This window comes from Stenotrophomonas sp. GD03777 (assembly GCF_029842485.1).
Classification (GTDB): Bacteria; Pseudomonadota; Gammaproteobacteria; order Xanthomonadales; family Xanthomonadaceae; genus Stenotrophomonas; species Stenotrophomonas sepilia.
On record NZ_JAOCGL010000012.1, the window covers coordinates 1 to 12,276 of the forward strand.

At 66.8% G+C, this 12,276-nt stretch carries 21 protein-coding genes and 1 tRNA gene; 4 read left to right on the forward strand and 18 right to left on the reverse strand.

The window, feature by feature from the left end; translation table 11 throughout:
• The 3 genes from ybgF to queC form a co-directional block, all read left to right on the forward strand.
• The coding region (gene ybgF / locus N5E02_RS04775; protein ID WP_279945927.1) for a tol-pal system protein YbgF at positions 1-388 on the forward strand (388 nt) is incomplete at its 5' end.
• 130 nt (positions 389-518) lie between these two features.
• The gene (queE, locus tag N5E02_RS04780; RefSeq protein WP_065178898.1) at positions 519-1,220 is read left to right on the forward strand and encodes a 7-carboxy-7-deazaguanine synthase QueE; all 702 of its coding nucleotides are present in this window, start codon (positions 519-521) and stop codon (positions 1,218-1,220) included.
• Between the two features lie 77 nt (positions 1,221-1,297).
• Positions 1,298-1,963: a 7-cyano-7-deazaguanine synthase QueC gene (queC, locus tag N5E02_RS04785; protein WP_014038216.1), complete on the forward strand. Its 666-nt coding sequence runs from the start codon at positions 1,298-1,300 to the stop codon at positions 1,961-1,963.
• A 91-nt stretch (positions 1,964-2,054) separates the two neighbouring features.
• On the opposite strand, the gene N5E02_RS04790 is transcribed toward queC, so the two are convergent.
• Positions 2,055-3,011 (reverse strand): DUF2268 domain-containing putative Zn-dependent protease, encoded by a 957-nt coding sequence (locus N5E02_RS04790; protein ID WP_065185404.1) that lies wholly within the window; start codon positions 3,009-3,011, stop codon positions 2,055-2,057.
• A gap of 178 nt (positions 3,012-3,189) precedes the next feature.
• Between N5E02_RS04790 and N5E02_RS04795 the strand changes: the two genes are divergently transcribed.
• Positions 3,190-3,265 (forward strand) — tRNA-Lys (locus tag N5E02_RS04795).
• A gap of 60 nt (positions 3,266-3,325) precedes the next feature.
• Here the strand turns inward: N5E02_RS04795 and N5E02_RS04800 are convergent.
• The 17 genes from N5E02_RS04800 to N5E02_RS04880 form a co-directional block, all read right to left on the reverse strand.
• Entirely contained in the window at positions 3,326-4,354 is a 1,029-nt protein-coding gene (locus N5E02_RS04800) for a tyrosine-type recombinase/integrase (protein ID WP_088497143.1), read from the reverse strand.
• Positions 4,354-4,566 (reverse strand): DUF4224 domain-containing protein, encoded by a 213-nt coding sequence (locus N5E02_RS04805; protein ID WP_087786648.1) that lies wholly within the window; start codon positions 4,564-4,566, stop codon positions 4,354-4,356. The genes N5E02_RS04800 and N5E02_RS04805 overlap by 1 nt, the downstream gene beginning before the upstream one ends.
• A gap of 11 nt (positions 4,567-4,577) precedes the next feature.
• A complete protein-coding gene (locus N5E02_RS04810; RefSeq protein ID WP_279945928.1) occupies positions 4,578-4,760 on the reverse strand; it encodes a hypothetical protein in 183 nt (60 codons plus the stop codon).
• A complete protein-coding gene (locus tag N5E02_RS04815) occupies positions 4,753-5,049 on the reverse strand; it encodes a hypothetical protein (protein ID WP_279945930.1) in 297 nt (98 codons plus the stop codon). Before N5E02_RS04815 ends, N5E02_RS04810 begins: the two co-directional genes overlap by 8 nt.
• The gene (locus tag N5E02_RS04820; RefSeq protein WP_167796789.1) at positions 5,042-5,194 is read right to left on the reverse strand and encodes a hypothetical protein; all 153 of its coding nucleotides are present in this window, start codon (positions 5,192-5,194) and stop codon (positions 5,042-5,044) included. The genes N5E02_RS04815 and N5E02_RS04820 overlap by 8 nt, the downstream gene beginning before the upstream one ends.
• 318 nt (positions 5,195-5,512) lie before the next feature.
• Positions 5,513-6,298, reverse strand: coding sequence for a hypothetical protein (locus tag N5E02_RS04825; RefSeq protein ID WP_279945931.1), 786 nt, complete (start codon positions 6,296-6,298; stop codon positions 5,513-5,515).
• Positions 6,295-6,585 (reverse strand): hypothetical protein, encoded by a 291-nt coding sequence (locus N5E02_RS04830; protein ID WP_165710893.1) that lies wholly within the window; start codon positions 6,583-6,585, stop codon positions 6,295-6,297. Before N5E02_RS04830 ends, N5E02_RS04825 begins: the two co-directional genes overlap by 4 nt.
• Positions 6,585-7,445 carry a hypothetical protein gene (locus N5E02_RS04835; protein WP_279945932.1) on the reverse strand — a complete coding sequence of 287 codons (861 nt, stop codon included), beginning with the start codon at positions 7,443-7,445 and terminating at the stop codon, positions 6,585-6,587. The genes N5E02_RS04830 and N5E02_RS04835 overlap by 1 nt, the downstream gene beginning before the upstream one ends.
• Complete coding sequence (locus tag N5E02_RS04840; protein ID WP_032962321.1) at positions 7,442-7,663, reverse strand: hypothetical protein; 222 nt, start codon at positions 7,661-7,663, stop codon at positions 7,442-7,444. Before N5E02_RS04840 ends, N5E02_RS04835 begins: the two co-directional genes overlap by 4 nt.
• A complete protein-coding gene (locus N5E02_RS04845) occupies positions 7,660-7,875 on the reverse strand; it encodes a hypothetical protein (protein WP_197596396.1) in 216 nt (71 codons plus the stop codon). Before N5E02_RS04845 ends, N5E02_RS04840 begins: the two co-directional genes overlap by 4 nt.
• Positions 7,872-8,654 (reverse strand): lambda exonuclease family protein, encoded by a 783-nt coding sequence (locus N5E02_RS04850; protein WP_279945933.1) that lies wholly within the window; start codon positions 8,652-8,654, stop codon positions 7,872-7,874. Before N5E02_RS04850 ends, N5E02_RS04845 begins: the two co-directional genes overlap by 4 nt.
• On the reverse strand, positions 8,651-9,613 hold the full coding sequence (bet, locus tag N5E02_RS04855; protein ID WP_279945934.1) for a phage recombination protein Bet: 963 nt from the start codon (positions 9,611-9,613) through the stop codon (positions 8,651-8,653). Before bet ends, N5E02_RS04850 begins: the two co-directional genes overlap by 4 nt.
• Before the next feature lie 8 nt (positions 9,614-9,621).
• Positions 9,622-10,560: a hypothetical protein gene (locus N5E02_RS04860; protein ID WP_279945935.1), complete on the reverse strand. Its 939-nt coding sequence runs from the start codon at positions 10,558-10,560 to the stop codon at positions 9,622-9,624.
• 93 nt (positions 10,561-10,653) lie between these two features.
• Entirely contained in the window at positions 10,654-11,172 is a 519-nt protein-coding gene (locus N5E02_RS04865) for a hypothetical protein (protein ID WP_049438753.1), read from the reverse strand.
• Positions 11,173-11,213: 41 nt separating this feature from the next.
• Positions 11,214-11,507: a hypothetical protein gene (locus N5E02_RS04870; RefSeq protein ID WP_279945937.1), complete on the reverse strand. Its 294-nt coding sequence runs from the start codon at positions 11,505-11,507 to the stop codon at positions 11,214-11,216.
• Positions 11,494-11,790, reverse strand: a complete 297-nt coding sequence (locus N5E02_RS04875; RefSeq protein ID WP_279945939.1) for a hypothetical protein — start codon at positions 11,788-11,790, stop codon at positions 11,494-11,496. Before N5E02_RS04875 ends, N5E02_RS04870 begins: the two co-directional genes overlap by 14 nt.
• Before the next feature lie 109 nt (positions 11,791-11,899).
• Complete coding sequence (locus N5E02_RS04880; protein WP_279945941.1) at positions 11,900-12,223, reverse strand: hypothetical protein; 324 nt, start codon at positions 12,221-12,223, stop codon at positions 11,900-11,902.
• Between the last annotated feature and the right edge of the window lie 53 nt (positions 12,224-12,276).

Below are 12,276 nucleotides of genomic sequence, written 5' to 3' on the forward strand. Positions count from 1 at the left end.
CGAGCGCACCTCCTACAACGTTGCCTTCGATGCGTTGAAGGCCGGCAGGTACGACGATTCGGCGCAGCTGTTCCTGAGCTTCCTGGAGTTGTACCCGAACGGCGTCTACGCGCCGAACGCGCTGTACTGGCTGGGCGAGAGCTACTACGCCACCCGCAATTTCCCGATGGCCGAGGCCCAGTTCCGAGAGCTGCTCTCGCGCTATCCGACCCACGACAAGGCCGCGGGCGGCCTGCTCAAGATCGGCCTGTCGCAGTACGGCGAGGGAAAGGTCGACCAGGCCCAGCAGACGCTGGAGACCGTCGTGGCGCAGTACCCCGGCTCGGACGCCGCGCGCACCGCGCAGGACCGTCTGCAGTCCATCCGCCTGGGCAAGCAGATCCGCTGACCGGGCGTACAATACGCACCGTGGCGCTGGGCTGATGCCCGGCAGCCTCCTGTAGAGCCGAGCCCATGCTCGGCTGCTTTCGTTTCCGGCGCCGTGAATCGGCTGCCCGTCCCATGAAGAACTTTCCGCCATGACCGCCGTTACCCCGTCCAACGCCGTCGCCACCCCCAGCGACATCGTGCAGTCGCCGCTGCCGCGCCTGAAGATCACCGAGATCTTCACCTCGCTGCAGGGCGAAGCCGATACCGCCGGCTGGCCGACCGTGTTCGTGCGCCTGACCGGCTGCCCGCTGCGCTGCCAGTACTGCGACACCGCCTATGCCTTCCACGGCGGCACCTGGTGGGACATCGACGACATCGTGGCCGAGGTGCTGGCCCAGGGCGTCCGCCACGTCTGCGTGACCGGCGGCGAGCCGCTGGCGCAGAAGCGCTGCCTGGTGCTGCTGCAGAAGCTGTGCGATGCGGGCATGGATGTCTCGCTGGAAACCTCCGGCGCGCTGGATGTCAGTGCAGTGGACCCGCGCGTGTCGCGCGTGGTCGACATCAAGACGCCGGGCTCGGCCGAAGCCGTCCGCAATCGCCTGGAAAACCTGCCGCTGCTGACCGTCCGCGACCAGATCAAGTTCGTCATCTGCAACCGCGAGGACTACGACTGGGCCAAGGCCATGGTCGCCGAGCACGGCCTGGTGAAGCGTTGCACCGTGTTCTTCTCGCCGAGCAAGGGCGAGATCAGCGCGCGGCAGTTGGCCGACTGGATCGTCGAAGACCGGCTGCCGGTGCGCTTCCAGATGCAGTTGCATAAAATCCTGTGGAACGACGAGCCGGGCCGATGAGCCGGCGCAGCGTTCCCTGATGTAGCTCCGGCGCGGGACAGCGTGCTGGCTTTCCCCTCCCAACCGGAAGATTTTCCATGAAGAAGGCAGTCGTGCTTCTCTCCGGCGGCATGGATTCAGCCGCCGTCATCGCCATGGCCCAGGAACAGGGCTTTGCCGTGCATGCCCTGAGCGTGCGCTACGGCCAGCGCCATACCTCCGAACTGGATGCCGCCGCCCGCGTGGCCAAGGCCCAGGGCGTGGTCGCGCACAAGACCGTGGACGTGGACCTGCGCAGCATCGGTGGCTCGGCGCTGACCGATGACATCGACGTACCGGAGGCGGGCGGTGCCGGCATTCCGGTCACCTACGTGCCGGCGCGCAATACCATCATGCTGTCGCTGGCCCTGGGCTGGGCCGAAGTGCTCGGCGCCAACGACATCTTCTGCGGCGTCAACGCCGTCGACTACTCCGGCTACCCGGACTGCCGCCCCGAGTTCGTGGCCGCGTTCCAGGCGCTGGCCAACCTCGCCACCAAGTCGGGTGTGGAGGGCGCGGGCATCAAGGTGCACGCGCCGCTGCAGTTCCTCAGCAAGGGCCAGATCGTCAGCGAAGGCGTGCGCCTGGGCGTGGACTTCGGCCTGACGGTGTCCTGCTACAACGCCGACGCCAACGGCGCCGCCTGCGGTCATTGCGATGCCTGCCGCCTGCGCGCGCAGGGCTTTGCCGAGGCCGGCGTCGCCGACCCGACGCTGTACGCCTGACCGCTTCCGGTAGAGCCGGCCGCTGGCCGGCTTCACCGGTGGGGCAATCACTCCCTCGGTGGGTGCCAAGCGCTTGTCCGCACTCCTTGATCTACCTGGCCTGCAACCATCCCGATGCCTCGATGAAGGCCCGCACCGCAGCCGGATCGGCATAGTCCAACTCGATCATCCGCGCGACAGCAGTCCTCTCGTCGGTCTGCCGGCGCATGTACTCCTGCGCAATGCGGTAGCCGGCGTAGTAGCCCAGGTCACTCACCCCGAATGGATTGCGCGCGCTGTTGTACAGCCAATTGTCCAGGTTGTCCCCGTGCATCTCCGTGCGGAAGCGCGCGCGGATTTCCGCTTCGTGCGCTGGCCCATAGGTGTACAGCGGCAACGCCGGGCGGCGCCCGCTGATGCGCTCTGCCACGTATTCGGCCACGCCTTCGCGTACCGCGTACTGGGCCAGGCTGCCGGTGGTCTCGCGCTGCTGGGTATGCACGTATTCGTGCAGGTTGTTCTGCGCGTTGTTCGCACCCGGCCGGCTGTCGTAGAAGATCCGCAGGCGGTCGCGCATCTTCGCCGGCAGCTCGCTCACGTCCACGCGCTCATCGCCCAGCGCCATCTCCGCGCCGATCAGTACCTTGTCATCCAGCGTGGTGCCACCGGTGCGCAGCACGCCCACCGCATAGGTGATGGTGGCCGGGCGCAGGGCAGGGTAGAGCGCACGGAAGGCGACAAGATCGCGCTCCAGCGTGGCACTGGCCTGCTGCGCGTTGGCGGTGAGCGGTCGTACTGAGGTCCAGAAGCGCGGCCAGGCCTGCATGGCCTCGGCGTATTCGCGGGCGGTGTAGTTGCGCACCTGCATCAGCGCATGCAGGCCGGGGCTGCCCGGATCGATGTAGCGTTGCTGGACCAGCGCCACCCGGCGTTCGGCATCAGGCTCGGCGCGCACCGCATCATAGGTGGCCCAGAAGCGGGCGATGTCGTCAGTGACGACCTGGGATGGGGTGGCCAGTGCCGTACAGGGCAGCAGCAGGGCGGCAACGAGGCAGAGGGGCAGGCGCATCCGTGGCTCCGGGCGGGACTCACAGCTTGGATGCGCGTGAGGCCCGGAAGGTTTAAGCGGGTTCGCCAGATCGGGTAGTGCCGGCCGCTGGCCGGCAACCTCGACACGCTGGGGTTTCACCCGGCCCGCCAAAGTAGGGTAGAATGCCCACCCCGCCGAAAGGCTGGGGCAGTGCAATGGGCCGTTAGCTCAGTCGGTAGAGCAGAAGACTTTTAATCTTTTGGTCGAAGGTTCGAATCCTTCACGGCCCACCATATGCACCAAGGGTTTCAGCCCTTCCCCCTCGCTCCGCAAAATATCGACCGCTCCGCAATTCACTTCGTCGGGCTGGTCAAAGCACCGCGGCGCTTACGCACATAAATCTCTGTGGTGGTCACTGACTGGTGGCCGAGCTGCTGCTGTGCCTTCCGAATATCGCCAGCCGAATCGGCCTTATCGGTGCCGGCCTTGGCTCGCAGATCCCTGAACTGGAACTGGTCCTTCGGGATGCCGGCACGCTCGCGCGCTCGATCGAAGCGGTAGCGCAGCGCATCCTTGCCGATCGGCAGCCAGTCCTCGCCCAGCAACAGGCGCGTGCTGATCGGCGCATCGTCCGGTCGCTTCCGCGACAGCAGGCGGTCGATCAACACCTTCAGCTCGCCGGTAATGGCGATGCGCATCTGCATCTTCGTCTTGCTCTGGCGCAGCACCAGCACTCCGTCCTTGATGTTGCGGCGGTCCAGCTCGCGCACGTCCGCTGGCCGCTGGCCGGTCAGGTAGGCCAGGTCCATCGCGTCCTTCAGTACCTGGTCGGCAGCGTCGTACACCCGCTGCAGCACGTCGTCCTCCACGTACACGTCGCGGCCGTCCTCCCGGTTGCGGTTCACGCCCGCGCATGGGTTTGGCAGGTCGGTGTAGCCCTTCTTTCGGCACCAGTTCCAGAGGTGCGACAGCAGCGATTTCTCGCGGTTCGCGCTCACCGGCGCATCGCGGCGCCACTGCAGGTAATTGAACACGTGCGTCGGCCGGATGGCATCGAGCGGTCCCGGTGGGTCGTCGAAGAACTCGATCAGCTTGTCCAGTTCGCGCTTATTCGCCTTGCGGGTGCCCTCGGCCTTGGTGGGGATGACCTCGACCTGATAGCGCTCTGCGGCCTGGCGGAACGTCAGCTTCGCGCCTGCGGGGATCGTCGACGCCCGTTCGAACTCCGCCCACTTCTGGATGGCCAGGCCGTAATCGCTACCCAGCGGAGTTTCCTTGCGCGGCTTGCCGCCGTGGTCGTAGTAGTAGTGCACTACGCCGGATTTCTGCTTGCGCTTGCGGAACCGGGGGATCGCCCCCGGCTTTGTCGGCTTCCTTCCCATCATGCGGCCTTGTTCGGTTTCCAATCGGTCGCCGGCGGCGTCTTCGGCTCCGGCTTGCCCTCGATCGCGGACCACAGCACCACTGGCCACCCGTGGGCGTCCAGATAGTGCCGGATCCCGTTGTTGCGCAGAAACTCGGCCTGGCCCTTCCGCCGCGGCGTGCGGCAAAGCGCCTTGATATCGTCACGGGACAGGTAGGGGCTGTCGGCCATGTTGTCCTCCTTCAGTTCGTGGCCAGCGCAGCGCACAGCTGCTCGGTGGCCTGGTAAATCTGGCCGCGCAGCCGCAGGACCTCTGCGCGCAGGCGGATCACTTCATCGGCCGCGACCACCAGCTGCTCGCGCAGCACGTCCTTGGCCGGCTGCTTCATGCGGCGTGGTTCGCGGGGGAAGAGCTGGTCATTCACTGTCGATTACCTCCCCGGTTCGGCTGCGCCATTCATCACAGACGCTGTGCGGCTTGGTCAGGAAGTTCCCGAAGCTGCATCGGTCGACGATCGGATTCAGCAGCGCGTCCTTGCGCATCGGGACTTTGATCGTCTTGACCTTGCCGCGGCGGTTCTTCACCTGTCGCAGCTCGTGCAAGGTGTGCGGCTCACGGCGGAAGTACACGCAGGTCATGCAGCGCGGCGGGTCAGCGTCGAAGTTTTGCCGCGCCTTTGCACCGTGGGCCACCAGCGTCATTGCCTCAGCCATGAGCGCACCTCCGCCAGCACCAGCGCAGCCCTGCGCGCGCGGCGCGGCATGCGCGGCTGATCGCCCACAGGGTGGCGATGCCGGCCGCAAACCCGGCCAGGGCGAACACGTGGACCATTGCAGCGGTGAGCAGCTGGTCAGCCATTGGTCTGTCCTCCGCGAACATAGGCGGTGCACTGCTGATGGCCAAGAACAAGTCTCCGCGTGCGATTGGGCTGCGCCACGCCGCACCAGAATCCGTCGTAGTGATCTCCGGTGGCCTCGGCATTGGAGCATCGGCGACAGGCAGCAGGCTGGTCATCTGCAGCTGACTCGATCCAGCGAGACCATTCCTCCGCGCTCCACAGTCTGCCGTCGTAGTGATGTGCCTTGCAGCTCGGGCAGTACCAGTTGCGCCTTTCCCCGATGCCTTGGCTGAGATCTCTCCATGAGGGCCTTGCGCAGCACGGGGCTGGGGATCCGCTCATTTGCCCACCGCCTGGCTGTCGACCTTGGCAAGTGCGTCGGCAAACTGCTGCTTCATCGCGCGGCCACTGGCGGCCACTTCCTCCCGGGAATAGCCATCAACTGACGCGCAGACGGTCGCCAGCCCCTCAGCGGCCTGCAGGGCCTCGCGAACCGCCCCCAGGTCCACGGCCTGCGCGGGGGCTGCGTAGAGCGCCACCGAATCCCATTGCACTGCGTTGAAGTCGCAGTCGTACATGGGCGATAAGCCGAATTCAACCCGGCCTGTAGCTTTGTGAGTGTGCATCCACGCCGCCGGCACCCCCACCGGCTGGCTGACCATTTTGCGGTCTTGCGCAAGATGGTCCCCCACCGGCTGGCGGGCGGCGAGGGCTGCAATGATGCTTTCAGCGGCAGCCGTCAGGTCCACGTCGGTCACATCGAACCACTGCTCGCATTCGCCCATTACGAGGTCAAGCGCATCCCCCTGACCACCCGGGGAGGGCTGGGCGGAGAGCCATGCCAGCCATGCTGAAACCGTGCGTTCGTCGCAATATCCGCCATCGTTGAATCGTGCGATGTTGAGGCTTGCGCCTTCGGCCCACGCCTCGAACCGCGCCCGCTCGGCCTGATCCCCCAGCCTCACCATCCCACCGGGCCGCACGTCCGCCAGGGTCTTCGGGTTCGCGTGCTTCTTGATGGCCTCGATGATGGCCACCTGCAGGTTGGCGCGCTGCTGGCCAACCACGTCCACCGGGATGAATGCTCGCGCGATTTCCAGCGCGGTCTGGTCGATATCGTTCATGCAACCTCCTGCAGTTGGGAGGCCTGTTCGGCCTCGATCAGGGCATAGCCGATGGCTTCGACGCGTTCGCGCAGCTGGCGGCGTGCGATCAGCAGCTGCAGCGCGATGTGCCGGCGGTGGTCGTTGAGCTGGAACGTCCGCGTCTCGATGTGCAGCTTTCCGGCCAGGTCGCGGCGGAACAGGCGGTAGGTGAGGACGTGGCCGCCCAGCACCTTGTCGATGGACCGGCCCCAGGCGAAGCCCTCGGTGCGCTTCGGCAGCCGGCGGTCGTAGCGGTGGTGGGTCATCAGTAGGTGTCCCGTGCGTTGTCCAGGGCGGTCTGCACATCCGCCGACAGCTGCTGGTCGGCCATGCTTGCGAACAGAACGTCGTAGTTCCAGGTCGTATCGCGGAACACGCGGCCGTCGTCGAAGTCACGCAGGCAATCCAGCACGTCGTTGGCAATGGCCTTGTCCTCGTCGGTTTCGACGGAGAACCGGTCGAGCGCATGGCGCACACGGTAGGGGCCTTCGCTCCAATCGCCGCGCGTCTGTCGCATCGCCACGGCCAAGTCGAGGCGCTTATCACGGCCGCGCAAGGCTTCCAGGACGTCCTCCCATGACGCATCGATGGGGAGCTCGTACCTGAGCAGCATCGCGGCCAGAGCCATATCCGCCTTGCGCTGCTCGATCAGCCGGTTGTGCTCCCTTTCCTTGTGGCGATCAGCCTGCTCCTTCTGCTTCGCCGCTTCCGCTTCGAACCGGCGGTAGTCGGCCAGCAAACGCTCGTAGGTTGCTTGCGCATGGTCCCACCCGTCGCTCGTCTTCACCTCCCGGCGCAGGTCGGTCAGGTAGCCGGCGTCATGCGTGATCGACTTCGGGTAACGGGATCGTGAGCGCAAATCGCGTTCGCTGAAGCGCGACGGCATTCCGATCTCGGCCATCAGCGCTGTTACCCGTTCGATGATTTCCTGGTTGGCCGCCATCGCGGGTAGGTTCGCTTCATGGGTTGCCTTGTCCTCCGCGTAGGCCTGTTCCAACTTCTGCAGGGCAATGGCAGCTGTACGGGTCGGGCAGGCGCTGCCGTAGCTGGTCGACGGCGCGTAATACTTGGGGTCCGTCTTACAGCTGGTCACCTTGTTGCACGGGGCAATCTGCTGGATCTTCATGCGTGGCTCCGAAGCGGCACGCGGCGCACTGGCCCGTGCCACAGGTTGGTGAGGTTGTTGAGGCGGACCTGCAGCGGATCGCGGCGCAGGGGGCGCAGCGGGTCGTGCAGGCGGCGCTCGGTGTTCCGGCAGGGCGCGCATGCGGCGGTGGCCTTGCCGTTGATCAGGGGGAAGAACCGCAGCGGCAGCCGGGCCGCGCACTTCGTGCAGGTCTTCATGCCGGCGGATCTCCGCGCAGGCCTTCCCAGGTGAGCGGGAACGGGCCACGCTTCAGCCTTGCGGCGGCCATCTTCTTGGACAGGCCCAGCGCTTCAGCCACTTCCATGGTCGTGACGCGCTTCCCGTCGATCACGTGGTCGAACTGGCGGGCGCGGTTGTTGCCGCCGCGCTTCGTGCCGACGTGGGGATAGTCGTAGTTGAGGCCCCTCATGCCGCCACCTGCTGGTGATCAACAGCGCGCAGGCTCTGCTCGAACCCGACCACCATCTGCCGGAACGGTTCCAGGTCGGTGCGCAGCTTGGCGATGAACGCCTCGTCGCGGTCGAAGCGGCGCCACCACAGCTGCTTGCCCACAGCGGCCAGCGCCGGGCAGTACAGACCGATGTGCCACCACTGCCGGCCGGTCAGCCACATGCAGCCCTGGGCCTGCTCGAACACCTCGCTCGCATCGTTGTCGATGTGGAAGGCGCGCAACTTCTCCGGGTTGATGAAGCACTTGTACTCGCTGCCCCCGTCCTCGCCGATGAACCCGTCGGCTGAGCAGCCGTAGTCGCCGCAGTCGCTCAACACGAACCCAGCGCGCTTCACCAGCAGGCCGGACTGCACCTCATGCTCGGCGCGGGCTTCGGGCTCCAGCTCATGGCCACGGCGCATGGCGAACGTCTCGAAGCCTTCGTCCAGCGGCTCGCCGCTGATTCGCTCGATGGCCAGCCGGAAGGCGTAGTTCTTCGACGCCTCGCTGAAATCGCCGATGGGCTCGCCGGCGATGGCCTTTTCGATGATTGCCGAGCGCGGCACGGCCTTGTATCCGGCGCGCTCCATCGCGGTCTTCTCGGCCAGGCCGGACAGCACCGCGTCCACGTAGGTGCGCTGCTGGCCGGTCAGCTCGCCCACGCGCGAGCGCGCGGTGGCGAACATGCTGGCCGTGATGATGCCGGCGCGGGCGCGGTGCCACGCCTCGCTGCCCTGGTCGCACCCGATGACGATCACAGCGGCACCTCTTCATCGGCTGCCGGCTGCTGGTCGCCTTCTTCGACTACGGTGGCGCTGGCGCGTTCGGCGATGCCCTTCAGCGTTTCGTGGCCCGCGCTGCCGATCAGCTGTCGCTGCTCCTTGGTCAGGCGGCCCCAGGCGCCCTCGTATTCCTCCATTCCGCAGTCGGCGAAATCCTTCAGGCTGGCGTACAGCGCCTGACGCTCCGGGGTGTCTTGCGGCTCGGCCTGCTGCTGGCGGATGTTGGCGCCAGCGGTGGAGGGGCGGCGATCAGCGCGCACGGATTCGGCATCGATGATGTCCTTGCCTTCCATTTCCTCGGCGGTGGGCTGGGAGCCGACCGCTTCCGGGAACGCCTTGCGCAGCGCCTGGGCCTCTGCGCACTTCGCCAGCTGCCCGAAGGCGCGCTTTTCCCACATGGCGTTCGGGCTGCCATCGCTCTTGGAAGCGTAGTTCTCCAGCCAGTATTCCTTGGCGGAGAACTCCACCACCTGGTTGCCGAGCAGCTTGCGGACCGTTACGCGACACCATTCCGGGTAGTGCAGCTGAATAGCTTTCTGCGTCTTCTGCCTGCGGCCATTGGGGCCATCCGACCACACGTCGCGCACCGACTCCATGGTGCAGGTTGGTCCGAACTCGGGTTCACTGCAGCCGGCGTACTGACCCGTGCGGGAGGCGTTGATGCGGTAAAGGCCGATGCCGGGCATAACCACGTCGCGCATGCCGTTGACGGGGGTGCCGTCGGGGTTCTCGCCGATCTTCACCTTCATGGGCACGATGTGCACCGGCTTGGTCATCGGGTCGAGCCCGGCCGCCTGGCAGTAGCTCAGCACCATGTCGATGGACGCATCACTGGCGCCCGGGTACAGGCTCGACTTCAACGCGCCGCGGATGGCTTCGGCCTGCTCGCTGGTCATCAGGGCGCCGGCAGCGGCGCGGGTGGTCATCTGGTTCATGGGGTGCCTCAGTAGCGGATGGCCACGGCCGGGACCTTGCCCTGCACGATGGCGGTAATGACGGTGGCGGCATCGTCTTCGCTGATGCCCTGTGCGATCAGTGCGGCCATGGCGGCGCGGTTGATCGAACGGCGGTGTTCGACGTCGGCGGCGCGTGCCTCATCCTCCCGGCGCTGCGCATCGGCCTTGGCCTGACGCTCGCGCTCGGCCCGGTTGGCTTCTTCCTGGGCGCGGCGCTCAGCGGCAGCGACGGCCTCGGCCTTTTCGCGCTCGGCCTTCTCGGCGGCATCCTTGGCACGCTGCTCGGCTTCGGCTGCCTCACGGGCTGCGCGCTCGGTGGCTTCGCGGGCCTCACGTTCGGCTCGCTCCACGGCAGCAGCTGCCTCGCGCTTCGCGTTCTCTGCGGCCTCAGCCTGCAGGCGGGCCTCGCGCTCGACGCGCTCACGCTCGGCCTGCTCTGCGGCAGCGCGCTGGCGCTCGGCTTCTTCAGCAGCGCGCACGGCTTCCTCGCGCGCGCGGATCTCTTCTTCCTTCCGGGAGATCTCGGCCAGGCGTGCTGCTTCGGCCTCAGCACGGGCGCGTTCCTCAGCCTCTACGCGTTCGCGCTCGATGCGGGCCTGTTCTTCCTCCCAGTCGGTGAGCGGCTTGCGCACTTCGTCGCGCAGCGCGTCCAAGGTGTCGCGTGCCTTCTTGCGGGCCGAGTCGATGTCGCCGGTCTGCTTCTTCAGGTCGGCCACCAGCGCCTTGCCGGCGTCATCGATGGCGGTCTTGGAGCGCGACACCTTGTAGGCGATCGAGGCGATTTCCTTGCGCCCGGCCACGGTCTTGACGTTCGGCACCAAGGTCACTGCCTCGGCGCGGATGCGGGCCAGTAGGTCGTCCAGCCCGCCGCCGGTGAAGACCTCGACGGCGTTTACAGATTCGAGCGGGATCAGGGCTTCGGACATGGCAATTCCTTTTTTTCGACATGAAATGAGGTGCCGGCTTTGTGGAAGGCCTGGCCGGCGCAGGCACCCGCAGGGGGCGGGCGGGGGAGTTCGTTACGCGGCCAGGTCGGCCTGCTGCGGGGCGGCGCTCGGCGGCGTGAGGGTCAGACGCACCTCACCGCGGCGCCAGGCGGAGATCAGCTCGGCGTCTTCGTCCTCGTCCAGCAGCACCGAGACGGTGAAGCCCATGGCCACGCTGCCGCCTTCGAGAGGCTTCCAGGTGATTTTTTTCACCTTGGCGTCGGCGAAGAACACCGGCTCGATGTGGTCCATCAGGGAGCCGATCGAAAGCTCGTAGCCTTCGAACTTGCCGGTGATGTCCTGCTCGCCCAGCAGCGGCAGGTTCAGCGCTACCAGGTCGGTGCTGCCTTCCATCGGCAGGTTCTGCTGCTGGCCCTTGTCGGCCTTCTTCCAGAACGCCGGCAGGATGGCCGGGTCGATGGTGTTGAGGATCGTGTTCGGAGCGTTCAGCGAGAACTTCAGGTCAGCAGCGGCCGCGTCTTCGTCGCCGTGCTTTTCCTTCCGCAGGTTCAGATGCGAGAACACCGCATCGTGTTGATCGAGTTGGAACATCGGTGGTGCCTCTCGTAGGAGCCGGCCGCGCCGGCGGGAAGTCAGGACCAGGCCAGCGGCCAGCACATCGCCCAGCCAAGGCCGAGGACGATGGCGATGCAGCCCAGGAAGGCGAGGAATTCGGCTGCGTTGCGGCAGCCAATGCGCGCGAGCAGGCGACGCCGACGGACAGGGACGCGCACCGGCCGCACCAGGTGCACGAACAGCACGCCCACGTGGTCGAGCTGTGCAGCCCACAGCGTGGCCATCCAAGCCCACCGGTGAACGGTCACCAGCTGCTCGGTGCGGGTGACGGGACAGACGGAGAAGACGCCGTAACGGTCAGCGCGCATCATCGGATTCCTCCACGCACAGGCCGTCCACGGCCTCGCGGTTGTGATCGGTGTCGGTGGGTTCGCAGGCCGCCAGAGCGGCGTCCAAGCGATCACCGGTGACGATCACGTCGACCAAGTCGCTGGAATCGCGGTAGGCACGGGCAGCGGCGCGGACGTTGGCAAAGGCCATGCGCACGGCGTCGATCTGTGCGGCGGCGTCGGCCAAGCCCCGTTCCTCGCGCAGGTAGTGCGCACAGTTGTCGAGGGCGGCATCCACGCCGACGGCCAGCAGCCCGGCGCTCACGACAGCACCGCCTGCGCCAGCAAGGCGGCCAGCACGCCCAGGCAGAACGCAAGGGCATTGGCGACGACAGTGGCCACCACGTGGTGCCGATGCTCGCGTTCGGCGGCGGTCATGCGGCGTCCTCCAGGTGCCCGGCCTCGAAATCCTTCATCGAGGCGTCCACGCGGCGGGACATGTCGCGGACCAGGTCGGCCAGCTCGCGGAAGTGGGGCAACAGGTGGGCCGGAACCTCCTGCGTCAGGAGGTGGGTCATCACGTGCCGAGCCTGGCTCAGCTTCTCGACCAGCGGGGCGACGTCGCCCTCGCGCTCCAGTTCCGCCGCCACGTGGTCGCAGGCGAACTGGAAGGCCTCGTCGTTCGGTTCGGCCGGTGCGCGGCGGTCATGGCTGCGCTGGGCAGCGCGGGCCAGGTCGTTTGCGGTGCGGACTGCCATGGGTGACCCCGTCATATGGCCCGGTGGGGCCGACGGGTGTGAGATTAGGGGCG